Consider the following 23,622-nt stretch of genomic DNA (forward strand, 5'->3'; position numbering starts at 1 on the left):
AGTTCCACTACCAGGCAGGTAACCCGTGTCCTTTAACCACTACTACCAAAGCGAACTCACCGCACTGCGCCAGTTGGGTCGCCGTTTCGCCGAGCGTAGTCCGGCGTTGGCGCCGTTCCTGGGTCAGGCCGGGCGGGATCCGGATGTGGAGCGGTTGCTGGAAGGTTTTGCGTTCCTCACCGGGCGTCTGCGGCAGAAGCTCGACGACGAGCTGCCGGAGCTCAGCCATTCGCTGATGCAGCTGCTGTGGCCGAACTACATGCGCCCGCTTCCGGCGTTCAGCATTCTGCAGTTCGATCCGTTGAAACGTTCTGGCCCGGCGCTGGTGGTCGAGCGCGATACGCCGATCGAAAGCAAACCGATCGAAGACGTGCGTTGCCGCTTCCGCACCTGCTACCCGACCGAAGTCCTGCCGCTGGATCTGGCCGCGCTGAACTACTCGGTGAAGGGCGACGGTTCGCTGCTCAGCCTGCGTCTGGAGATGAGCGCCGACGGTCACCTCGGTGAGCTGGAGTTGAGCAAGCTGCGCCTGCACTTTGCCGGCGAACGCTACATCAGCCAGATGCTGTATCTGAGCCTGCTGCGCAACCTGGAAGGCATTGAGCTGATCCCGCTCGACGGCGCCGGCAAGCCAATCGATGGCGTGGCGGGCAAGCCGATGGCGTTCAAGATTCCCGGTGACCGGGTCAAGCCGGTGGGCTTTGCCGAAGAAGAAGCGTTGATCCCATATCCGCTGAACACCTTCCGTGGCTACCGCTACCTGCAGGAGTACTTCGCCTTCCAGGACAAGTTCCTGTTCGTCGACGTCAACGGTCTGGACATCCTCAAGGCGCTGCCGGAAGACACGCTCAAGCAGATGCGCGGCCTGGAGCTGCGTTTCGATATCCGCAAGAGCGGGATCATGCGCATGCGGCCGACCCTGGATAACGTGAAGCTGTTCTGCACGCCGATTGCCAACCTGTTCGCCCACGACGCGCTGCCGATCCGCCTCGATGGCAAACAGGATGAATACCTGCTGCTGCCGGCGGAATACGATCTGGAAAACTGCGGCGTGTTCTCGGTGGAAACCGTGACTGGCTGGAAGCCCGGCGGCCTCGGTTATCAGGAGTACGTGCCGTTCGAATCCTTCGAGCATGACCCGAGTTTCGACGTGCCCAACAGCCGTCCGCATTACAGCATCCGCCAGCGTTCGTCGTTGCTGCATGACGGCCTCGACACCTACCTGAGCTTCGGCATCCGCCACACCGAAGCCCACGAAACCCTGTCGATCGAGCTGATCTGCACCAACCAGAACCTGCCGCGCAAGCTCAAGCTCGGCGACATCTGCATGGCCTGTGAAGAGACCCCGGAGTTCCTGAGTTTCCGCAACATCACCCCGGCCACGTCGAGCTTTGCGCCGCCGCTGAACCGTGACTTCCTGTGGAAGCTGATCAGCAACATGTCGCTCAACTATCTGTCGCTGGCCGACGTCAACGCGTTGAAGGTGATTCTCGAAACCTACGACCTGCCGCGCTACTACGACCAGCACGCGGAGAAGGTCAGCAAACGCCTGCTCGGCGGCCTCAAGCACATCAAGCACCACCACGTCGACCGGCTGCACCGTGGCTTGCCGGTACGCGGTCTGCGCACCGAACTGACCATCGACCCCGAAGGGTATATCGGCGAAGGCGACCTGTTCGTTTTCGCTTCGGTTCTTAACGAGTTTTTCGCGCTTTACGCCAGTCTCAATTCGTACCACGAGCTGCGGGTAAAAAGCACACAGGGAGAGGTGTACCAATGGACACCACGTATGGGCCTGCAGCCCCTGCTTTAAGCGGGCTGACCAAGGTAATACGCGAGTACTCGCTGTTTCAGGCCGTGCTGCTGGTGATCGACCGGCTGCGCGAGGCGCACCCGTACCTGAGCGAAGACGATCTGTACGATCAGGTGGAGTTCCAGGCGAACCCGAGCCTGGGCTTTCCGCGCAGCGACGTCGATCGCGTGGAGTTTTTCGAAGAACACGGGCAGATGCGCGCGCGCATGCGTTTCAACCTGATCGGGCTGGTCGGCTCCGGCTCGCCGCTGCCGGCGTTTTACGGGGAGCAGGCACTGGGCGACAGCGAGGACGGCAACCCGACGCGCAATTTCCTCGACCTGTTCCATCATCGCCTGCAACGGCTGATGCTGCCGATCTGGCGCAAGTACCGCTATCGCGCCAGCTTCCAGAGTGGCGCGATCGACCCGTTTTCCTCGCAGCTGTTCGCGCTGATCGGTCTGGGTGGCGACGAGATCCGCAAGGCCAAGGAACTGAACTGGAAGCGCCTGCTGCCATACCTCGGTCTGCTCAGCTTGCGCGCGCACTCGGCGGCGCTGATCGAAGCCGTACTGCGTTACTACTTCAAGCACGAAGACCTGGTCATCGAGCAGTGCATCGAGCGCCGCGTGGAGATCCTCGACGAGCAGCGCAACCGCCTCGGTCGCGCCAACAGCCTGCTCGGTGAAGACCTGGTGCTGGGCGAGCGGGTGCGCGACCGCAGCGGCAAATTCCGCATTCACATCACCGAACTCGACTGGGAGCGATTCCACGAATTCCTGCCGATCGGTTTCGGTTACCAGCCGCTGTGCGCGCTGGTGCGGTTCACCTTGCGTGACCCGCTCGATTACGACATTCGCCTGGTGCTGCGCCCGGAAGAAATCCGCGAACTGCGCATTGGTGAGAAGAACGACTGTCGCCTGGGGTGGACCAGTTGGCTGGGCTGCGAAAAAGCAGACGGCGTGGTCACCCTGGGCAGCAAAATTCATTAAGGACGTGAGCCATGATCAACGTAGACCTGCAACAACTCATCCAGGCGCTGGACGCCGAAACCCGTCGCGATCTGGAGCGTTCGGCCGAACGTTGCGTGGCCCGTGGCGGCAGCAAGATCCTCGTCGAAGACCTGCTGCTGGGGCTGCTGGAGCGTCCGAACGGCTTGCTGTCCCGCGCTTTGCAGGATGCGGATGTCGATGCCGGTGAACTGAGCGCCGCACTGCAATCTCGCGTTGAACACAGCGCCTCGCGCAACCCGGTGTTTGCCCCGGAACTGGTGCAGTGGCTGCAAGACGCGCTGCTGGTGGCGAACCTTGAACTGGGCCAGACCCAGGTGGAAGATGCCGCGCTGATCCTCGCGCTGCTGCGCAACCCGATGCGCTACGCCGGCAGCCGTTACCAGCCGTTGCTCGCCAAGTTGAACATCGATCGCCTGAAGGAATTTGCCCTGTCGCAACAGGAGCAACCGGCGGCCAACGGCAAGCCGGCGGCGCAGGGCGAATCGCTGCTGCAGCGCTTCACCCATAACCTGACCCAACAGGCCCGCGACGGCAAACTCGACCCGGTGCTGTGCCGCGATGGCGCGATCCGGCAGATGGTCGACATCCTCGCCCGTCGCCGCAAGAACAACCCGATCGTCGTCGGTGAGGCCGGTGTCGGCAAGACCGCCATCGTCGAAGGCCTGGCCTCGCGCATCGCTGCCGGTGAAGTGCCGCAAGTGCTCAAGGGCGTCGAGCTGCTGTCGCTGGACATGGGCCTGCTGCAGGCTGGCGCCAGCGTCAAAGGTGAGTTCGAGCGTCGCCTCAAAGGCGTGATCGACGAAGTCAAAGCCTCGCCGAAACCGATCATCCTGTTCATCGACGAAGCCCACACCCTGATTGGCGCGGGTGGCAATGCAGGCGGTTCCGACGCGGCCAACCTGCTGAAACCGGCGCTGGCCCGTGGTGAACTGCGCACCATCGCCGCCACCACCTGGGCCGAGTACAAGAAATACTTCGAGAAGGACCCGGCGCTGGCCCGTCGTTTCCAGCCGGTGCAGTTGCATGAGCCGACTGTCAGCGAAGCGGTGACCATTCTCCGTGGTCTGGCGCAGGTCTACGAGAAGAGCCACGGCATCTATCTGCGCGATGACGCGGTGGTCTCGGCGGCGGAATTGTCGGCGCGCTATCTGGCCGGTCGCCAGCTGCCGGACAAAGCCGTCGACGTCCTCGACACCGCGTGTGCCCGTGTGCGCATCAGCCTCGCCGCCGCCCCGGAAAGCCTCGAACGCCTGCGTGGCGAACTGGCTGAGGGTGGCCGTCAGCGTCAGGCCCTGCGTCGCGATGCCGAGGCTGGTCTGCTGATCGACCACGAAGCGCTGGATGCACTGGAAGCGCGACTGGACGAAGCCGAAAACGAAAGGGTCGCGCTGGAAAGTCTGTGGACCGAACAGAAGCAACTGGCCGAGCGCCTGCTGGAACTGCGTCAGCAACTGGCCAAGGCCCGCGAAGCTGCCGCTGTCGAGCCGACCGTCAGCGTTGAAGAAGACGCCGAAGGCACCGTGATCGAAACCATCGCCGCCGAGGTCGAGGAAGGCCAGAGCGTCGAAGTGCTGGAAGCCGAACTGCACCAGACCCACAGCGCCCTGACCGCTGCTCAAGTCAAAGAACGTCTGGTCAGCTTCGAAGTCTGCCCGCGTCTGGTGGCCGAAGTGATCAGCGCCTGGACCGGCGTGCCGCTGGCGCAACTGGCCCGCGAGCACAACGCCAAGGTCGCGAGTTTTGCCACCGACCTGCGCACGCGCATCCGTGGTCAGGAACAAGCCGTGCACGCGCTGGATCGCTCGATGCGCGCCACTGCCGCCGGCCTGAACAAACCTGATGCACCGGTCGGCGTGTTCCTGCTGGTCGGCCCGAGCGGCGTCGGCAAGACCGAAACCGCGCTGGCCCTGGCTGACCTGCTGTACGGCGGCGACCGTTTCATCACCACCATCAATATGTCCGAATTCCAAGAGAAGCACACCGTGTCGCGTCTGATCGGTGCGCCACCGGGCTACGTCGGTTACGGCGAGGGCGGCATGCTCACCGAAGCTGTGCGCCAGAAACCGTACTCGGTGGTGCTGCTCGATGAAGTCGAGAAGGCCGATCCGGACGTGCTCAACCTGTTCTACCAAATCTTCGACAAGGGCGTGGCCAACGACGGCGAAGGTCGCGAGATCGACTTCCGCAACACCTTGATCCTGATGACCTCGAACCTCGGTAGCGACAAGATCAGCGACCTCTGCGAAGACGGTGCCCGCCCGACCGCCGAGCTGCTCGAAGAGACCATTCGCCCGGTGCTGAGCAAACACTTCAAACCTGCGCTGCTGGCGCGGATGAAAGTGGTGCCGTACTACCCGGTCGGTGGCCCGGTGCTGCGCGAGCTGATCGAGATCAAGCTCGGTCGTCTCGGCGAGCGCCTGAACCGCCGTCAGCTGGATTTCAGCTGGTGCCAGAACCTCGTCGATCATCTGTCCGAGCGCTGCACGCAAAGCGAAAGCGGCGCGCGCCTGATCGACCATCTTCTCGATCAGCATGTGCTGCCGTTGGTAGCCGACCGCTTGCTCGATGCGATGGCCACCGGTGAAAGCCTCAAGCGTGTGCATGCAACGCTCGACGGCAACGCCAGCGTGACGTGCGAGTTCGCCTGAGGTGGGTGTGATGTTCACTCAAGTGCCGCAGCCACTGGTCTATGCCGAAGCCTTGCTGGCGCAGTTCGCCAGCCTGTCGCGCGCGGCGGACGGTGCTGCGCTGCTGGGTGACTTCGTGCGCGGGTTGGCCGAACTGAGCGGGTGCGAATTGACCCAGCTGTACCTGCTCGACGCTACCCACACCTGCCTGGGGATGAACGCCGAATGCCTCGACGGCGCGCTGCAACCGCGCGCCGCCACCAGCCTCCCGGCGGACTACAACGGTGAGCAGCTGCTGCAGTTTGCCCTGTGCCAGAACCGCGTGGTCTGCCTCGATGATCTGGGCGCCAGCCTGCACGAAACCAGTTTCCTGCCGGCCACCGCTGGTGCCTGGCAATCGCTGCTGTGCGTGCCGCTGGTCAATCAGCATAAGGCGGTTGAAGGCCTGCTGCTGTGCGCCAGTCGTCGTCACGTCGACCTGCAGGGTTTTGCCGATTCACTCGGCCAGCTCGGCTCGTTCGTCCTTGGTCAGTTGCACTTGCTGCAGCGTCTGCGCCAGCCGCCGGCAGAGTCGGCCACGGTGGCGCGCAGTGTGCCGAGCATCAGCGGCTATGGTCTGATCGGCAAAAGCGCCGCCATGCGCCAGACCCACTCGTTGATCAGCAAAGTCTTGCACAGCCCTTACACCGTACTGTTGCGCGGCGAGACCGGCACCGGCAAGGAAGTCGTGGCCCGGGCGATTCACGATTGCGGCCCGCGCCGCTCTCAGGCGTTCATCGTGCAGAACTGCGCGGCCGTCCCGGAAAACCTGCTGGAAAGCGAGCTGTTCGGCTATCGCAAAGGCGCCTTCACCGGCGCTGACCGTGACCGCGCGGGGCTGTTCGATGCGGCCAACGGCGGCACGCTGTTGCTCGACGAGATCGGCGACATGCCGCTGTCGCTGCAAGCGAAGATTCTGCGGGTGTTGCAGGAGGGCGAGATTCGCCCGCTGGGTTCCAACGACACGCACAAGATCGATGTGCGCATCATCGCCGCGACCCACCGCGATCTGTCGACGCTGGTCAGCGAAGGCAAATTCCGCGAGGACCTGTATTACCGACTGGCGCAATTCCCGATCGAGCTGCCGGCCCTGCGTCAGCGCGAAGGCGACATCCTCGAACTGGCTCAGCACTTTGCCGAGAAGACCTGCGCGTATTTGCAGCGTGATCCGGTGCGCTGGTCGAGCGCGGCGCTGGAGCACCTGTCCGGTTACACCTTCCCCGGCAACGTGCGCGAACTCAAGGCACTGGTCGAACGCGCGGTGCTGTTGTGCGAGGGCGGCGAATTGCTGGCCGAGCATTTCTCCCTGCGCATGGAGCCGATGCCCGAAGACCACAGCGGCCTGAATCTGCGCGAACGCCTGGAAAAAGTCGAACGCACGTTGTTGCTCGACTGCCTGCGCAAGAACGACGGCAACCAGACCCTCGCTGCCCGCGAACTGGGTCTGCCGCGCCGCACCCTGCTGTACCGCCTCGGGCGGTTGAATATCAACTTGGGTGACTTCGATGGTTGATCTGAACCTGGCTCTTGCCGTTTGCACAACTCCTGTCTTGAAGGGCTTCTCTGTGGCGAGGGGATTTATCCCCGATCGGCCGCGCAGCAGCCGTAATCCAGCAAACGCGGTTCTCCTGAAAGAACCGGTAATCAGGTTTTGGGGCTGCTTCGCAGCCCATCGGGGACAAGTCCCCTCGCCACAAATTGCTCACTTGCCACAGGAGGTACGTACGCCTCGGTGGTCTGGCTCAAGGCCCCGATGTAGAGCCTTCGAGACCACTCAAAGAATTAATTTCAGCGCCGCCCGCAAGGGTCGGCGCTTTGTGCTTTGTCTACCCCTGGAGACCCTCTGATGTCTGTTCGTCACTGGCACGCTGTCCTGCTGACCCTCGTCGTTCTATGCGGCCTTGGCGGCTGTAGCGGCAATTACAAATTCAACGACAACGACTATCGCCCGTTGGGTGATCCGCAAGCGGTCAATCGCGGCAAGTGACCGCAAGGAGCATCAAACATGGAACTGGTTTTCGAAATGCTGAACACCAAGCAGTTCGTGCCCACCGAGTTGTGCCAGAAGACCTTCAAACAGGCCGGCGGCGTAATCGGGCGGGGCGAGGACTGCGACTGGATTATTCCTGACCGCAAGCGGCATCTGTCCAATCACCACGCGATTGTCAGCTACCGTGAAGGCACGTTTTTCCTCACCGACACCAGCAGCAACGGGGTCCAGGACGGCGGCAGCGGCGCACGCCTGCACAAGGGCGAGCCGGTGCGCATCGAGCACGGCAGCACCTACGTGCTCGGTGACTTCGAGATTCGTGCGCGGCTGGTGCGTGACCCGGCGACCTTCGACGGTGAGGTCGGCCGTCCGCGTGCCGCCGGCAGCATCATTCCGGACGACGCCTTCCTCGATCTTGATCCGCTGAACGCGATCGAGCAGCAAGAGCGCGTCTATTCGGAAATCGACGAACTGTTGGCGCCGACGGCCAAGCCCGAGGACTCCCGTCAGCGTGCCGACTACGCGCGCATCGACATGGAAAGCCTGATGGTGCCGGAGCTGATTGCCCCGGTTGAACCCGAGCCTGCTCCGGCCCCGAAGGTCGTCGAGCGGCAGAGCGAGGGTTTCTGGGAGCACTTCGGTGCGGCGCTGGGCGTTGACGTCAAAGGCCTGGATCACGACGCCCGCGAAGCGCTGGCACTCAACGCCGCACGCCTGCTGCGGCAGAGCATCGGCGGTTTGCAGCAGAGCCTGCGCACCCGTTCGGAGCTGAAAAACGAACTGCGTCTGGCCCAGACCACCGTGCAAGGCACCAACAAGAACCCGCTGAAATTCGCCGTCGATCCGAGCGAAGCACTGGAGATTCTGTTGCAGCCGCACAAGCCTGGTCATCTCCCTGCCGAGCAGGCGATCTCCCGTGCGTTCCGCGATCTGCAAGCGCATCAGGTCGCGCTGCTCACCGCCAGCCGCGCCGCCGTGCGCGGCACCCTGGAGCACTTCTCGCCAGAGCAGTTGACCCTGCGGTTCGAGCGCGACAACAAGCCGTTGATCGCCACCTCGGGCGGACGCTGGAGAGCGTTCGGCCGTTACCACCAGGCCCTGCGTCAGGACGATGACTGGAGCGAGCGTCTGCTGGCCCGCGATTTCGCCCAGGCCTACGAAGAACAGATCCGCCTGATCTCCACCCTCCACACCGACCACCAAGGATGATGCGCATGTCTCGCCGCTCGACTGCTTTTTTCAAGACGCTGACTGCGCTCACCGTGCTGGTGCTGCTCGCCGGTTGCTCGTCGCTGTCGCCGTACTCGAAAGTGACCAAGATCAATCTGAAGCTGACCGGCAGCGATCAGCTCAACCCGGACCTCAACGGCCGTCCTTCGCCGATCGTCGTGCGCCTGTTCGAACTCAAGCACCCGGTGACTTTCGAGAACGCTGATTTCTTCAGCCTCTACGAGCGCGCCAAGGAATCGCTCAACCCGGATCTGGTGGCCAGCGAAGAACTCGAACTGCGCCCGGGTGAAACCGTGGAAATGAAACTCAGCGTGGAGGAGGGCAGCCGCTACGTCGGCGTTCTCGCCGCCTACCGCGATCTGCCGGAAACCAAGTGGCGCTACACCGTTCAGGTCACCCCGCTGGAGCTGACCGAGGCCGATCTGACCCTCGATCAGGCCGGTATCCGCAACACCCATGAAGCGCTCGCCAAGGCGGATGACTGAACATGAATACCCATAAAGTCATTTGGCAGGAAGGCATGTTGCTGCGGCCGCAGCACTTCCAGCACAACGATCGCTATTACGATCACCAGATGAAAACCCGCACCCAGTTGCTGGGTGGCTACACCTGGGGTTTCCTCAATCTGGAGATCGACCTGCAGTTCCTCAACATGGGCAAACTGGTGATCAGTGCCGCCTCGGGGATCCTGCCGGACGGCAGCCTGTTCGAACTCGGCGGCAACACCGAGCCGCTGGCGCTGGACGTGCCGCCGAACACCGGCAACACGCCGATTTACCTGGCGCTGCCGTTGGTCACCGGTAACCACATCGAAGCGCGCCGTCCGGAGCAGTCCGACGTGCTCGCACGTTACACCGCGTACGACGCCGAAGTGGCCGACTCCAACGCCGGCGACGATTCCGCCAGCCAGGTCAGCTGTGGTCGCCCGGACTTCAAACTGTTGCTCGGCGAGCAGCAGAGCGATCAGGCCTACGTGAAGCTGAAGATCTGCGACGTGCTCGACACCACGCCGGACGGCGTGATCAGTCTCGACCCGGATTTCGTGCCGACCTACATCCAGGCCCACGCGTCCAGCTATCTGCTGTCGTGCCTCAAAGAAGTCATCAGCATGCTCAACCACCGGGGCGACACGATTGCCGAGCGGATCCGCTCCAACGGCAAGGTCGGTGGCGCGGAAGTCGGCGACTTCATGATGCTGCAACTGATCAACCGTACCGAACTGCTGCTGCGCCACTACCTCGGTCTGGAGCAGGTGCACCCGGAAGAGTTGTACCGCACGCTGCTGACCATGCTCGGCGATCTGGCGACCTTCTCCAGTGACAGCAAGCGCCCGCGACTGGACAGCCGTTATTCCCACGCCGATCAGGGCGCGAGCTTCCGCAAACTGATGGAAGCGATTCGTCAGGTGCTGTCGATGGTGCTCGAACAGCACGCTATCGAACTGATCCTGCAAGCGCGTCAGTACGGCATCATCGTGTCGCCGTTGCACGACCACAAACTGCTCGGCTCGGCATCGTTCGTGCTGGCGGCAAGTGCCAACTGCGACTCCGAAGAACTCCGCCACCGCTTGCCGGCGCACCTCAAGGTCGGCCCGGTGGAGCGTATCCGCCAACTGGTCAACTTGCACCTGCCGGGGATCAAGGTCAAACCGTTGCCGGTGGCCCCGCGGCAGATCGCGTTCCACTCGAACAAAACCTACTTCATCCTCGAACTCAGTTCCGAAGACCTGGCGCAACTCGAGCGCTCCGGCGGCTTCGCGTTCCACGTGTCCGGCGAATTCGCCGAGCTTGAACTGAAATTCTGGGCCATCAGGAACTGACCGCCATGATCAAGGAAACGGATTACAACCAGGACGACAAAACCGTCCTGCTCGATCGTCAGGGCCACGGACCGGCAGCCAGTCCGCTGACCGACTTCGCCGCGCCGCCGCGCTTCGAGCAACTGGAAGAACGGATGATCTACGCCGCGCGCCTGCGCCCGGCGGAGGCGTTCAACATCAGCCTCAATTCGCTGGTGGCGGCGTCCTCCGAACTGCTCTCGGAAGTGGTGCGCCTCAAGCACAGTGAAACCCGCGAAGACCTCTACGCGCTCAACGAGCGCCTGACCGCCGGGCTCAAGCTGTTTGAAGTGCGCGCGTTGCACAACGGCGCCGAAAGCAGCCAGGTGATGGCCGCGCGTTACGTGCTCTGCACCGTGGTCGACGAAGCTGTCGTGACCACGCCGTGGGGCAACGAAAGCGAGTGGTCGCAGATGAGCCTGCTCAGCAGCTTCCACAACGAGACCTTCGGTGGCGAGAAGTTCTTCCAGCTGCTCGATCGGCTGTCGAAGAACCCGGTCAAACACCTGCCGATGCTCGAGCTGATGTACCTGTGCCTGTCCCTTGGTTTCGAGGGCAAGTACCGCGTGCAGGCCCGTGGCATGCTTGAGCTTGAAGGCATCCGCGACGCCCTGTACCGGCAGATCCGTCAGTTGCGTGGCGACGTGCCGCGCGAGTTGTCGCCGCACTGGGAAGGCCTCAACGACCAGCGCCGCAACCTGGTGCGCATCGTGCCGGCGTGGATGGTGGTGCTGTTCACGTTGGTCTGCCTGGTGGTGATGTATTCGGGCTTCGCCTGGGTCCTGGGCGAGCAGCGCGACACCGTTCTGCAACCTTATCAGCCGCTTGATCCGGCCGCGGTGCAACCGCAGTCGCAGCCGTAAACAGGGACGTGTGATGAAAAAGTTTTTCAAGAAAGTCGGCGCCTTCCTGCGCCAGACCTGGGTCTGGACCCTGCTGCTGGTGCTGTTCGTGGCACTGCTGGTGTGGTTCGTTGGTCCGTTGTTGGCGGTGGATGACTACAAGTTCTGGGAAAGCGCGACCTCGCGTCTGCTGACCATCGCCGTGTTGTTCCTGATCTGGGGCCTGACCATGGTCTTCGTCAGCTGGCGCGCGGGCATCCGCAAGAAAGCCGTCGAAGAAACCGAAGACGGTCAGGACCGCATCCGTCGTGACGAGCTGATCGAAGAAGAGCAGAAAGAGTTGAAGGCGCGCTTCAAGGACGCGCTGAAAACCCTGAAGACTTCGAGCCTGTATCGCGGCCGCAGCGAACGCTGGCGCAACGATTTGCCGTGGTACCTGCTGATCGGTCCGCAGGCCTCCGGCAAGACCAGCCTGCTGGACTTCTCCGGGCTGGAATTCCCGATCAACAAGATCGACCGCAAGCTGACCCGCGACACCCTCGGCACCCGTCATTGCGACTGGTATTTCGCCGATCACGGTGTGCTGATCGACACCGCCGGGCGCTACACCACCCAGCCGGACGCGGAAGTCGACGGCAATGCCTGGACCACCTTGCTCGAACTGCTGCGCAAGCGTCGTCGTGGGCGTCCGTTGAACGGTGTGCTGGTGACCATTCCGGTGGAATCTCTGATCGGTGGCAGCGAGCAGGACATCGACACCTTGGCGCGCCAGGTGCGCGGCCGTCTGCAAGACGTCTATCAGAAACTGCACGTCGATGTGCCGGTGTATCTGGTGCTGAGCAAGGCGGACAAGCTGCTCGGTTTCGACGAGTTCTTCGATCAACTGACCCGCGAAGAAAGCGATCAGGTGCTGGGTACCAGTTTCCGCAAGGATCAGGTCGGCACCGACGTCGCGGTACTGCGCGGCGAGTTCGAAGAGCTGCTGCGGCGCCTGAACAATCAGGTGATCATGCGCATGCACTCCGAGCGCGATACCCAGCGCCGTGGCCGCATCCTCGACTTCCCGCATCAACTGGGGCAGATCGGCGAGCGCCTGTGCCTGTTCGTCGACATGGCGTTCACTGGCAACCGGTATCAGCGCGCGTCGCTGCTGCGGGGTTTCTACCTGACCAGTGCTCCGCACCTGACGCAGGAAATGGACGCGACCACCGCCGGCATCGGCGCCAACCTCGGCATGAATGCCGGCGTGCTGCCGACCCTGCGCAGTGGCCGTTCGCGCTTCATCCATCATCTGTTCAGTCGGGTGATTTTCCCCGAGTCGGATCTGGCCGGCCTCGACAAACGCGAGCGCAGCCGCATCCATTGGGGTCAGCGTGCGTTGTACGTTGGCGCACTGGCGGCATTGGCGCTGTTCGGCATGCTCTGGGCCGGTGGTTTCTCGGCCAACTATGAGCGTCTGGAAAACCTGCGCACGCTGGCGCAGAACTGGACTCAGCAGCGTTCGGCGCTGACCCCGCGTGATGATGCGATGGGCGTGCTGAAAACCCTCGATACCAGCTACGCAGCGACTCAGGTGTTCCCGAAGAAAGGCGACGTTTCGTACCACGAGCGTGGCGGCCTGTATCAGGGCGAAGACGTCAATCCGGTGGTCAAGCAAGCCTACGAACATGAGCTCGAAGCGCAATTGCTGCCACGGGTCGCGACGATGCTCGAAGGGCAGATCCGCGCCAACATGAAGGACCGCGACAAGCTGCTCAACAGCCTGCGTGCGTACCTGATGCTGAACATGAAAGACCGTCGTGACGCGGCGTGGCTCAAGGACTGGGTCGCCACTGACTGGTCGCAGCGCTACACCGGCAACACCGCGGTGCAGAATGGTCTGAACACTCACCTTGAGCGCCTGCTGAAGCAGCCGTTCATCTACCCGCTGAACGATCAACTGGTGACTCAGGCACGTCAGGTGCTGCGCGCCGAATCGCTGGCCACCGTGGTCTACCGCATGCTCCGCGAGCAGGCGCGCAACCTGCCGGAATACCGTTTCAGCCAACACCTCGGCCCGCAGGGCTCGCTGTTCATCGGCACCGAATATGTGATCCCGGGCTTCTACACCCAGCAGGGTTATCAGCAGTACTTCTCGGTGCAGGGTTCGGCGCTGGTCACCGACATCCTGCGTGACAACTGGGTGCTGGGCGAAGGCGCGGGCATCAGCGACATGGACTTGCGTCGCCTGATGGTCGAACTGGAGCAACTGTACTTCCGCGACTACGCCAACTACTGGAGCGAAGCCGTTGGCCAGGTGGCCTTGCCGCCGATCAGCGACGCCGGTGAAGGCGCCGAGCAACTGGCGGGCCTGACTTCGGCCAACTCGCCGGTCCTGGCATTGCTCACGGAAGTGCGCGAGAACACGCGCTTCCCGGCCGCCGCCGATCCGGTGGATGAAGCCGGTGATGCCGCCGATGCACTGGCCGGGCAGAAGGGCAAACTGGGCAAGGTCGGCAAACTCGCGTCTGCCGTGGCGGACAAGGCTTCGGCGATGGCCGTGGCGAAAAGCCTGCCGGACACCGCGAAGAAGTCGCTGCAACGCCGCTTCGAGCCGCTGCACCGTTTGCTGGATGACAACAACGGCCCGGCCGCAGACCTGACCCCGGCCATCAGCGCGCTCAACGACCTGCAACTGCAACTGTCCGGTCTGGCCCGTTCCAGCACGCCGGAACAAGCCGCGTTCGAAATGGCGAAAACCCGCATGAGCGGCCAGCGTGATGCGCTGACCAACCTGCGCGCGGCCTCGGGTCGCCTGCCGCGTCCGCTGAGCGTGTGGTTCAACGTGCTGGCCGAGGACTCGTGGCGCCTGGTGCTCAACGACGCTTACCAATACCTGAACGGCCGTTATCAGAACGAGCTGTACAGCGTGTATGGCAAAACCATCAGCAAGCGTTATCCGTTCAGCGCCAGCAGCACCAGCGACGTGGCGATCAGCGACTTCCGCGAGTTCTTCCGGGCTCAAGGCACCGTCGATCGCTTCTTCGACAGCTACATGCGTCCGTTCGTCAGCGGTGATCCGGGCAACTACCGGATGCGCAGCGTCGACGGTCACAGCCTGCCGGTGTCGAAGATGTACCTCGATCAGATGGCAGCAGCCCTGACCATTCGCCAGAGCTTCTTCTCGATCAACCCGGCCGAGCCGACCGTGCAGTTCAAACTGGAACCGTACACCCTCGACCCGGCGGTGAGCCGTTCCGAGTTCAAGTTCGGCGACAAGACCATGGAGTACCGCCACGGTCCGATTCTGCCAATGACGTTCAAGTGGCCGACCGACGCTGAAGACGGTCGCACCAGCCTGGTGATGGACAAGATGGCGGGGCGTCCGATCGGTATCGAGAAGAACTCCGGCCCATGGTCGCTGTTCCGTCTGTTCGACCTGATGCAGACCGAGTACCTGACCGGTCGCGATGTGCTGGTGCTGAAAGCCGACGTGGGTGGCCTGCGTGCCAACTACCTGCTGACCAGCCAGCGCACGCCGAACCCGTTCGACATGGGCGTGCTGCGCACCTTCCGTATGCCGGTGCAGCTCTGATGCTGGTGGCCAGTCCCTGGCGCAGCGCGGCGCGAACCGATCCGGGCAAGGTGCGGGCGCGCAACGAAGATGCCTTCCTCGACAATCCGCAGCAGGGGCTGTGGGTGGTCGCGGACGGCATGGGCGGTCATCAGGGTGGCGACATCGCCAGCCAGTTGATCGTCGCCAGCCTGGCTGAACTGCCGCAACACGAGGACTTCGACGAACGCCTCAAAGCCATCCGCCAGTGTCTGCACTGGCTGAACCGGCGGCTGGGGCAGGAGTTGACGGTCACCGCCGGGCGTCACGACAGCATCATGGGCAGCACCGTCGTGGCGCTGCTGGTGGAGGGCAATCGCGCGGCCTGCATCTGGGCTGGCGACAGCCGTTGCTATATGTGGCGCGGGCAGCGGCTGTATCAGCTGTCCAAGGACCATTCGCTGCAACAGCAACTGATCGACGAGCAACAGATGAGCGTCGAACAGGCGGCAGCGCACCCGGCGGCTCAGGCCTTGACCCGAGCCGTCGGTGCGGCCGAACAGCTGACCCTGGATGTCCTCGAACTCGAGGTCTATCCGGGCGATGCGTTTTTGCTGTGCAGCGATGGTTTGTATCAGGGCCTGAGCAGCGATGCCCTCGGCAACGCCCTCAGCCTCAGCGCGCCGCATGTGGCGCTGGAACGTCTGTTCGACGGCGCCCTGCGGGGCGCCGCCCGGGATAACCTGACTGCCGTGGTGATCCGCCAATGACTGAAATCGAATCCTCAGTCGATGACTTGCTGATGAGCGAAGAGCAGGCCAGCAACCTGACCTACTTCGCCTTCGCCAAGGCAAACAACGCCGAGCCGTTGCTGGCGCCGACCAAGGCCAGCATCGGTGCATTGCCGGACGTACTCGCCGGCCGCTACCACCTCGAGCGTCTGCTCGGGGCGGGCGGCATGGGCGCGGTCTATCGGGCGCGAGATCTGCTGCACGAGCAGTTCGGCGATCCCGATCCTTACATTGCGCTGAAAATCCTCAGCGAAGAATTTGCCGAATCGCCGGACGCCAGTGCCTTGCTCTACAGCGAGTTCGCCCTGACCCGACGCCTGCGCCACGACAACGTCGTGCGTGCACACACCTTTGAAGTCGACACCGACTGCCAGCGGGCCTTCATCACCATGGAATACATGCGTGGCCTGACCCTGGACAAATTGCTCTGCGAGCGGCCCCTCGGCCTGCCGTGGAAAGAAACGCGCGACATCGCGCTGCCGCTGCTCGATACGCTGGCTTATGCCCACCGTCGCGGCGTGCTGCACGGTGACATGAAGCCGAGCAACGTCATGCTCAGTGAAGACGGCCTGCGCCTGTTCGACTTCGGTCTAGGGCAGGCAGACGAGGGCGTGTTGCCCGGCCTGCCGCACCTGAGCCGCGAGCGCTTCAACGCCTGGACCCCGGGCTACGCCGCCCCCGAACTGCTTGAGGGCCAACCGTTGTCGGCCAGCGCGGACGTGTACGGCGTGGCCTGCGTGATCTATGAACTGGCGAGCGGCAAACACCCGTTCCGCCGCTTGCCCTCGACCCAGGCCCGCGACGAGCACCTGGAGCGCGAGCTGCAAGCCCCGGCGAACTTATCGAAACACGGCTGGCCAGCGCTGCGAACCGCGCTGAGCTTCAATGCGGCAGAACGCACCATCACTGCCCAACAATTGCGTGACGCCTTGGGCGCCACTTCGTCCTGGCTGCAACGGTTGCGACTTCGGGCGTAACGGACGACATTCGAACAGGGAGCGCTTTATGTTCAACCCAGCTAACGAAACCCACTTCAGCCTCAAGGTCGAAGACTACGTGGGCGACCTGCAAGTGCTGTCGTTCACCGGCACTGAAGGCATCAGCCAGCCGTTTCGTTTCGACCTCGAACTGGTCAGCGAAAACCCCGATCTGGATCTGGAAAAGCTCCTGCACAAACAGGCGTTTCTCGCATTCGATCCACAGGGCTCGGGCATTCACGGCCAGATCTACCGCGTCGCCCAGGGCGATGCCGGCAAGCGCCTGACCCGCTACAAGGTCTCGCTGGTACCGCAACTGCAATACCTGCATCACCGCACCAACCAGCGCATCTACCAGCAGATGTCGGCGCCGAAAATCATCGCGCTGATCCTCGACGAACACGGGATCAAGGGCAACGCCTACAGCTTCCAACTGAGCCAGCCGTGCCCGGATCGCGACTACTGCGTGCAGTACGACGAAACCGATCTGCACTTTGTTCAGCGCCTGTGCGAAGAGGAGGGTATTCACTACCACTTCCAGCACAGCGAAAAGGGCCACCTGCTGGTGTTCGGCGACGACCAGACCGTGTTCCCCGACCTCGGCCAGCCGACCGCCTACATACAGGGCAGCGGCATGGTCGCCGAAGAACCGGTGATCAAGGGCTTCAAACTGCGCCTGGAAACCCGCACCAGCCGCACCACGCGTCGCGACTACGACTTCGAAAAACCGCGCCTGCAGATGGAAGCGGCGTACAAACCCGATGGCGAGAGCACCGAACCGGATCTCGAAGACTACGACTACCCGGGCCGCTTCATCGACCGTGCGCGCGGCAAGTTCCTCAGCCAGCGCGCCCTCGAACGCCACCGCGCCGACTACCGCCAGGCCGAAGGTCGCGGCGACCAGACCAAACTGGTCAGCGGCCACTTCATGGCCATGTCCGACCACCCGCGTAGCGAGTGGAACGACCTGTGGCTGCTCACCGAAATCTTCCACGAAGGCAAACAGCCGCAAGTCCTCGAAGAAGGCGTGACCAGCGACACCACCGACAACAAGGACGACTTCCACCAAGGCTACCGCAACACCTTCCTCGCCACCCCGTGGGACGTGTTCTACCGCCCGGCCCTCGAACACCCGAAACCGCGCGTGCTCGGCAGCCAGACCGCCATGGTCACCGGCCCCAAAGGCGAAGAAATCCACTGCGACCAATACGGCCGCATCAAAGTCCAGTTCCACTGGGACCGCGAAGGCCTGGCCGACGACAAAACCAGCTGCTGGCTGCGCGTCTCCAGCTCCTGGGCCGGCGACCGCTACGGCGCGATCAGCATTCCGCGCATCGGCATGGAAGTCCTCGTCACCTTCCTCGAAGGCGACCCCGACCAACCCCTCGTCACCGGCTGCCTGTACCACAAGGAAAACCCGGTGCCTTATGCACTACCGGCGAACAAGACCCGCAGCGTGTTCAAAACGCTTAGCTCGCCGGGTGGTGGCGGTTACAACGAACTGCGCATTGAAGACAAAAAGGGTGCGGAGCAGATCTACATCCATGCCCAGCGTGATTGGGATGAAAACATCGAGCACGACCAGAAGATTCGTGTCGGGAATGAACGCCACGACACCGTGGTGAAGAACACCTACACCGAGCTGAAGGCCGAAGAACACCGCACGACGATTTCCGACCGCAAGGTTGAAGCGAAGCTGGATGATCACCTCACGGTTGGGCAGAACCAGCATGTGAAACTGGGCACGGCGCAGCTCACCAGCGTGGGCAAAGAGATTCACCTCAAGGCTGGGGACAAGATTGTTATTGAGGCGGGGACGGAGCTGACCATTCTCGGGGGTGGGAGCTTTATCAAGCTGGATGGCGGTGGTGTGACGGTGGTTGGGCCGGTGGTGAAGATTAATGCGGGTGGCTCGCCGGGGAGTGGGACTGGGATCGGGATTAAACCGCCGGTGCTGCCAGGGGCGGCGGATAAGGATAAGGCGGGGAGTTTGATGGATCAGGCGTTGGGGAATGCGTCTGAGGAAAAAATCAAACGCAAGCCGAAACGAATGCTCAATTTTTCCGGGTAAGACATTGACGGCAATCCAAGCCACCAGGGATCAGAATTCAGGTAATTGGTAATGACAGAGACAACCAGCAAGAAAATAGAAAAATGGTCGTATCCATTAAAAGCAGGGGCGACCGGGGCGACAGATCCGCAGCAGTTCTACAAAGCTCTAGCCAAGGCCAAAGATGGTTTTTACCCGTTGGGTGCCAATGGTCTTTGGCATGGTGGTGTTCATTTCGACGAAGCCTCGGGTTTGGTGCCGGATTTGGCGGAAGTCAAGTGCATCGCGGATGGTGAAGTAGTCGCTTACCGTATTGATAGTACTTACCCGAAATCGGCCTACGGTACGGCAGAGTCCGAGTTCTCGACTGGTTTTGTTCTGATCAAGCATCGTCTGGAAGTGCCGGTACCTCCTGCTCCTCCAGCCACTGCCGGAGCCCAATCAGTAGCAGCAGCTCCTGGCCCCAGCCTGACGTTTTTCAGCCTTTACATGCACCTATTGCAGTGGAAAAACTACGAAGAAGCCCCAGCACTGTCGCGCCCAGCGTTTTGGAGTGGCGGCACGTTGCAGGTCAAAGCAACCGCCGACGACGAAATTCTTGGTTTGCGCGTGCGTTTGGAGCGGCGCGGAAAGCCAGGCTACGGTACCGTGTTAACGGTTTTGGCTCGCGGTACGGTTGTTCAGACAGGTGAGGAAGAGGATGGTTGGCTGAAGGTCGTGAGCGTTACACCGCCTAGTACCGATCTGACGCCAGGTACAGGCTGGGTCTATAAAACAGAAATGACGGCGGGTTCGACACCTAATACTTACGTCATTGGCACCGCTGCAAAAGACCCGATGAATCCGCCTCAGAAAGGTCTCGTTGTCCGCGCCTCTGCAAGCCAATCAGGTGCTGCAAAAGCAATTTTGCCCCACGGTACTCAAGTTAAAATCGGGAACGACGGGACGCGCGGCAAATATCAAAAATTGTTGGAGATCGTTAGTGGGAATGCTGTCCCGCCCTTGGCAGCGGCTGAGGTGCTTGGGTATGTCTGGGAGGGGCAACTTGAAGCGAAAAGTGAGCCAGCTGAAAAGGACGCTGTACATGTTCTGACAACTCCAATCCCGATTTCGGCGGGAAGTCTGATCGGTCACGTAGGGAAGTATCAAAACCATTCGGACTCGGCCCCAAAAAATCTGCTGCACGTTGAGGTATTTAGCTGCGAAGACGTTAAGGCATTCACTGTCCTGAGCAAGGACAAAGCTGCAGGATTGCCAGCAGTCGAAAAAACACTTGTGAAAATTCCCCAAGGCAGCGTGTTGGTCACGCACTCCCAAGGAATGAGCGCAACAAACCCTCCGCGCGTGACAGATCCCCACAAAACTGTTGGTCATGATTTCTTTGTTCCTGTCGGGGTGTTGGAGGCGCTACCGGCGGAGAAAAAGATAAAGGCGCCTGTTGTTATGGCGGGATCTACCACCTATACGCTTTGGTGGCGTTTGGATGGATTGCTAGGTGATGCTGAAGGGAATGAAATTAGCGGTTGGTTTGCAGAGCCAGATACTGCTCTGTCACGCCATTCTCCCTTTGAATGGGAAGGCTTCAGCTTCATAGAGGAGACAGGAAGTAACGTGGACCATCTGTCTGCTTTTCTTCATGCGCAACAAAGCCTCAGTGAAGAGGAGCAAGCCACTTATTCACCAAATATCGATAATGCTGAAGATGGAACGGCGAAACAGCGCTTATATAAAATTCTCGACAGGAATGGAGATAAAAAACTTACGCCCGATGAGATAAAAGAAGCATTGAAGAAGCCTTGGTTTTCTCAGCCTATTTCTCAGATAGTTACTCAGTACGAGAGCGAGTGGTTTTATGAGAGCGAAAAATGGAACGCATTAGATGAAGTGATGGGGCACACTGATTCTGAGCCTAATATAGCTTGGCAAGAGGAAAAGGTTCGAATCAAACGCTTGGGGTGGTTAGACAAACTGACGGGTAAGTACGGCATCGATAGTAAAAAGTTATGGCATCTTCACCCTATAGGTTTTATTGGAAATTTTTCTGGGAAGTCAGCGCGTAAGTTAATTACTCAAGCAATGTTGAAGGCGGCCAAGCCTAGCATTACGGATGCCTATTGCGAAGAGATATTGCCTTATCTAAATAAGTATGCCGCGCTTTATAAGGTTGATAGTCCTCTGAGGGTCGCGCATTTCTTAGCTCAGGTGGGCCATGAGAATGGATTTAAAGTTACCTCTGAAGATTTGAATTACACTGCCATTGGCATGCGAAAACAATTCGGCTGTCGTAATAATGCAAAAGGATATGAGGCGTCAACGGACGAGTGCAAAGTTCTGCCTAGGTTACGGCCAAAGCTTTGGAGTGAGCCTGAGACGTACGCACATAATCCTGTAAAGCTTGGCAGCTATGTATATGCCGATAGGAATGATAACGGTAATGAGGCTAGTGGCGAAGGGTATAAATATCGTGGTCGTGGGGTGATACAGCTAACGGGTAAGTATAATTATCGCCAATATACAAAAATTCACAACCAAGCTGACCCTTCGGATCCTCAGGATTTTGTTGCTAATCCAGATTTGATAATGGAAAGCATAAAATATGGAGTTGAATCTGCCTTTGTTTGGTGGTCGATGTTTAAGATAAATCAAGCTATTGATGATTCTCTGGCCCTGAGAACAATGTCAGATATTGATGGCCATGTTTCTGATATCTCTATAAAGGTTAACGGCGGAACTACCGGGCTTCAAGAACGTATTAATTTGTTCAAGTTGTTGAAAGACATGGTTGCGGAGGAGATGGGGTTATGAAAGTTGTATTTTTGGTTTTGTCGCTTGTTTTTCCTGTTTTATCCGTTATTGCTGATGAGAAAGTAGTAAACCTCGATCCTGTTTTTGGTTTGTCTCAAAGCGCCAGATTTTATTATGTGGGATCAGAAGGGAGTCAAACACTCCGTGGCGAGTTGCTAGTGGCGGGGAAAGGAAGTACTCAATTTCCAGATGTCTGCGAGCATGAGGGGGGAGATGCACAGTTGCATGATGCTTACACGGTGAGCGCGGGCAACACATTTTTTGTTTTTACGTGTAGCTGGGTTGTTATGCACCCTGGGGTCAACTTAAAAGGGACAGATTTTGTTTCCTACGTTTATAGCGATAAAGAAATACGCAGTCTTGTAAATGACAAGAAGCTTGCTTCATCTATTTCTGGGTATGAAGGAAGCCTGGAAGAGGGGGGGGGGGATTATTTTTGGTATTCAACACGAGCGCTTGCCTCAAAGAAACTAAAAGAGACCGCTAGCGGAGCTAGACAAGATTCTTTGGAGTTGTCTCACGATATCGTTCTAGTGAGACTTAAAGATAAAGATTATGAAGCTCTCAAATCTTATCTGACGCAAGAGAGACTTGACTCGTTATTAAGGGAGGCTCCGGTGTCGAGAGTTAACTCCGGAATCTATAATGATTTTGGCTTTGCTCTGGGAGAGGCTGGATCTAACAAAGTTGCTTATTCTTTGCTTTCTAAAGTTGAAGAAGTCTCTCCTGAGCGCGTGGTTCTCAAACTCAATATTGCGGACGTTTTGTGGAGTAGTGATGAAGTGAAGTCGAAAAAGTACTATCAGAGTTATATCGCGATGATGAAAGGTCAAGGCAAAGAGCATCTAATTCCTTCAAGGGCAATAGAAAGAGTTAAATAAGGGGGTGGGGCCTATTCGGTTATTGGTAGATTTGAAATAAGAAGCCTTTCAGAAGGGAGTAGGGCGGCAGCGTAAGAGAGAGTATTTAGGCCCTTGCGAAGAAGGGGCAGATTACTTTGGTTCAATTCGCCCGCCCGTATCTCCTACATTTCCCTTACTCATAGTCGCTACTAATGCGAAAGGGGGCGGATTTAATTATTTGGCTCGACGTTCTTAACGTCTGATTAAGGTCTTAAATAAATTTTTCGCTCGTCAACAGCAATACTGCATTGGCTGCTTGAGAAATCGTCCGTGGTTAACGAGTTTCGATAAATATGAATAAGTCATGTTTTGGTTTTTTGGCGTTATTTCCTTTCGCCGCCCACAGCGCAGTCACCAGCGAATCACTCTGCTTCGAACTATCCGAAACGAGTCCGGTGAAGTTCGAATTCCGTATTTTTTACGATGCCTCCAGCAAATGGTCTGGCGGCTTCGTAAAGTACGCCAAGTCCAGCGAGCCAATTTCCGTTGTGTCAACGCATTCCGAGGAGGAGATGCTCGGTCCCGATGCCCCTTTGCAGAGCACTACAATCTGGTCTGAAGTCATCAGGGGCAAGGTTTCAGGGATTTACGAACTCGTGACTCAAGGAACGCAGATCGTCTCGATGACGTACACGAAGAAGTCCAACGGCAAGGTTTACTACTTTGGAAATATCACCAGCGTCGATCTCTCTCTGGAGTCCGGATGCAACTGGGAGTAGGGCGAGTACATGAGATCAAAAGCTCTAGCAGCATCATTGCTCGGCCTGCTGTGGACGATGCCGGTGTTAGCCGAAACCACAACGTTCAGCCCAACCCAGGGCGTCGAAGCGACGCTGGTTCTCGAAGGCTCCACGCTGAACGTCGCGGTTAAAAGCGAAACGCATAACGAGTCGCGGACGGTCGATTTTGAAGCCGTAAACGAACTCCACATGCAGTTCGACGATTTCAATTTCGACGGCGCTCAGGATTTCGCGATCTGGCAGCTCGATGACGGCATGGGCACTTACCATTACTACCGGGTGTTCATTTACCAAGTCAAAACCGGCACGTTCGAAGAGTTGCAGCCGGACTGCGGCGATGGTTTCGTTAATTTGCGTGTCGACAAAAAGCGTAAAGCGTTGCACAGCACCTACTGGGAAATGAACATACCCAAGCAATGCGTCACCCGATTCACCAAACGCAAAGCCTGAATGAC

General features: G+C 59.7%; 17 protein-coding genes. All 17 read left to right on the top strand.

What is annotated here, in order from left to right:
- The first annotated feature begins 25 nt into the window (after positions 1 to 25).
- On the top strand, positions 26 to 1,813 hold the full coding sequence (tssF, locus tag M0808_RS01290) for a type VI secretion system baseplate subunit TssF (protein ID WP_007962320.1): 1,788 nt from the start codon (positions 26 to 28) through the stop codon (positions 1,811 to 1,813).
- A complete protein-coding gene (tssG, locus tag M0808_RS01295) occupies positions 1,777 to 2,784 on the top strand; it encodes a type VI secretion system baseplate subunit TssG (RefSeq protein ID WP_041071592.1) in 1,008 nt (335 codons plus the stop codon). The genes tssF and tssG overlap by 37 nt, the downstream gene beginning before the upstream one ends.
- 11 nt (positions 2,785 to 2,795) lie before the next feature.
- Positions 2,796 to 5,453, top strand: a complete 2,658-nt coding sequence (gene tssH / locus M0808_RS01300; protein ID WP_247839611.1) for a type VI secretion system ATPase TssH — start codon at positions 2,796 to 2,798, stop codon at positions 5,451 to 5,453.
- Between the two features lie 10 nt (positions 5,454 to 5,463).
- The gene (locus M0808_RS01305; protein ID WP_247839613.1) at positions 5,464 to 6,984 is read left to right on the top strand and encodes a sigma 54-interacting transcriptional regulator; all 1,521 of its coding nucleotides are present in this window, start codon (positions 5,464 to 5,466) and stop codon (positions 6,982 to 6,984) included.
- 333 nt (positions 6,985 to 7,317) lie between these two features.
- A complete protein-coding gene (locus M0808_RS01310) occupies positions 7,318 to 7,458 on the top strand; it encodes a hypothetical protein (RefSeq protein WP_003229566.1) in 141 nt (46 codons plus the stop codon).
- Positions 7,459 to 7,476: 18 nt separating this feature from the next.
- Positions 7,477 to 8,670 carry a type VI secretion system-associated FHA domain protein TagH gene (gene tagH / locus M0808_RS01315; protein ID WP_096795407.1) on the top strand — a complete coding sequence of 398 codons (1,194 nt, stop codon included), beginning with the start codon at positions 7,477 to 7,479 and terminating at the stop codon, positions 8,668 to 8,670.
- Between the two features lie 5 nt (positions 8,671 to 8,675).
- Positions 8,676 to 9,176, top strand: coding sequence for a type VI secretion system lipoprotein TssJ (tssJ, locus tag M0808_RS01320; RefSeq protein ID WP_007962325.1), 501 nt, complete (start codon positions 8,676 to 8,678; stop codon positions 9,174 to 9,176).
- 2 nt (positions 9,177 to 9,178) lie between these two features.
- A complete protein-coding gene (gene tssK / locus M0808_RS01325) occupies positions 9,179 to 10,510 on the top strand; it encodes a type VI secretion system baseplate subunit TssK (RefSeq protein ID WP_007962327.1) in 1,332 nt (443 codons plus the stop codon).
- Between the two features lie 5 nt (positions 10,511 to 10,515).
- Complete coding sequence (icmH, locus tag M0808_RS01330) at positions 10,516 to 11,391, top strand: type IVB secretion system protein IcmH/DotU (protein WP_003229559.1); 876 nt, start codon at positions 10,516 to 10,518, stop codon at positions 11,389 to 11,391.
- A 13-nt stretch (positions 11,392 to 11,404) separates the two neighbouring features.
- A complete protein-coding gene (gene tssM / locus M0808_RS01335) occupies positions 11,405 to 14,944 on the top strand; it encodes a type VI secretion system membrane subunit TssM (RefSeq protein ID WP_139055097.1) in 3,540 nt (1,179 codons plus the stop codon).
- Positions 14,944 to 15,672, top strand: coding sequence for a PP2C family serine/threonine-protein phosphatase (locus tag M0808_RS01340; protein WP_003229555.1), 729 nt, complete (start codon positions 14,944 to 14,946; stop codon positions 15,670 to 15,672). Before tssM ends, M0808_RS01340 begins: the two co-directional genes overlap by 1 nt.
- Complete coding sequence (locus tag M0808_RS01345; protein WP_247839615.1) at positions 15,669 to 16,670, top strand: serine/threonine-protein kinase; 1,002 nt, start codon at positions 15,669 to 15,671, stop codon at positions 16,668 to 16,670. Before M0808_RS01340 ends, M0808_RS01345 begins: the two co-directional genes overlap by 4 nt.
- Positions 16,671 to 16,698: 28 nt before the next feature.
- Entirely contained in the window at positions 16,699 to 18,741 is a 2,043-nt protein-coding gene (locus M0808_RS01350) for a type VI secretion system tip protein VgrG (protein WP_247839617.1), read from the top strand.
- 51 nt (positions 18,742 to 18,792) lie between these two features.
- Positions 18,793 to 21,525, top strand: coding sequence for a hypothetical protein (locus M0808_RS01355; protein ID WP_247839619.1), 2,733 nt, complete (start codon positions 18,793 to 18,795; stop codon positions 21,523 to 21,525).
- Positions 21,522 to 22,406, top strand: coding sequence for a hypothetical protein (locus tag M0808_RS01360; protein WP_247839621.1), 885 nt, complete (start codon positions 21,522 to 21,524; stop codon positions 22,404 to 22,406). The genes M0808_RS01355 and M0808_RS01360 overlap by 4 nt, the downstream gene beginning before the upstream one ends.
- 314 nt (positions 22,407 to 22,720) lie before the next feature.
- A complete protein-coding gene (locus M0808_RS01365; RefSeq protein ID WP_247839623.1) occupies positions 22,721 to 23,146 on the top strand; it encodes a hypothetical protein in 426 nt (141 codons plus the stop codon).
- 9 nt (positions 23,147 to 23,155) lie between these two features.
- The gene (locus M0808_RS01370; RefSeq protein ID WP_247839624.1) at positions 23,156 to 23,617 is read left to right on the top strand and encodes a hypothetical protein; all 462 of its coding nucleotides are present in this window, start codon (positions 23,156 to 23,158) and stop codon (positions 23,615 to 23,617) included.
- The last annotated feature ends 5 nt before the right edge of the window (positions 23,618 to 23,622 follow it).

This window comes from Pseudomonas sp. MWU12-3103b (assembly GCF_023100615.1).
In the GTDB taxonomy this organism is placed as follows: Bacteria; Pseudomonadota; Gammaproteobacteria; order Pseudomonadales; family Pseudomonadaceae; genus Aquipseudomonas; species Aquipseudomonas putida_A.

Bases quoted from the DNA above. Each gene is read 5' to 3' on its own strand.
- M0808_RS01350 (WP_247839617.1), top strand. From the start codon at position 16,699: ATGTTCAACCCAGCTAACGAAACCCACTTCAGCCTCAAGGTCGAAGAC.
- tssK (WP_007962327.1), top strand. From the start codon at position 9,179: ATGAATACCCATAAAGTCATTTGGCAGGAAGGCATGTTGCTGCGGCCG.
- M0808_RS01370 (WP_247839624.1), top strand. From the start codon at position 23,156: ATGAGATCAAAAGCTCTAGCAGCATCATTGCTCGGCCTGCTGTGGACG.
- M0808_RS01355 (WP_247839619.1), top strand. From the start codon at position 18,793: ATGACAGAGACAACCAGCAAGAAAATAGAAAAATGGTCGTATCCATTA.
- M0808_RS01360 (WP_247839621.1), top strand. From the start codon at position 21,522: ATGAAAGTTGTATTTTTGGTTTTGTCGCTTGTTTTTCCTGTTTTATCC.
- icmH (WP_003229559.1), top strand. From the start codon at position 10,516: ATGATCAAGGAAACGGATTACAACCAGGACGACAAAACCGTCCTGCTC.
- tssH (WP_247839611.1), top strand. From the start codon at position 2,796: ATGATCAACGTAGACCTGCAACAACTCATCCAGGCGCTGGACGCCGAA.
- M0808_RS01305 (WP_247839613.1), top strand. From the start codon at position 5,464: ATGTTCACTCAAGTGCCGCAGCCACTGGTCTATGCCGAAGCCTTGCTG.
- tssM (WP_139055097.1), top strand. From the start codon at position 11,405: ATGAAAAAGTTTTTCAAGAAAGTCGGCGCCTTCCTGCGCCAGACCTGG.
- M0808_RS01345 (WP_247839615.1), top strand. From the start codon at position 15,669: ATGACTGAAATCGAATCCTCAGTCGATGACTTGCTGATGAGCGAAGAG.
- M0808_RS01365 (WP_247839623.1), top strand. From the start codon at position 22,721: ATGAATAAGTCATGTTTTGGTTTTTTGGCGTTATTTCCTTTCGCCGCC.
- tssG (WP_041071592.1), top strand. From the start codon at position 1,777: ATGGACACCACGTATGGGCCTGCAGCCCCTGCTTTAAGCGGGCTGACC.
- tssJ (WP_007962325.1), top strand. From the start codon at position 8,676: ATGTCTCGCCGCTCGACTGCTTTTTTCAAGACGCTGACTGCGCTCACC.
- M0808_RS01310 (WP_003229566.1), top strand. From the start codon at position 7,318: ATGTCTGTTCGTCACTGGCACGCTGTCCTGCTGACCCTCGTCGTTCTA.
- tagH (WP_096795407.1), top strand. From the start codon at position 7,477: ATGGAACTGGTTTTCGAAATGCTGAACACCAAGCAGTTCGTGCCCACC.
- M0808_RS01340 (WP_003229555.1), top strand. From the start codon at position 14,944: ATGCTGGTGGCCAGTCCCTGGCGCAGCGCGGCGCGAACCGATCCGGGC.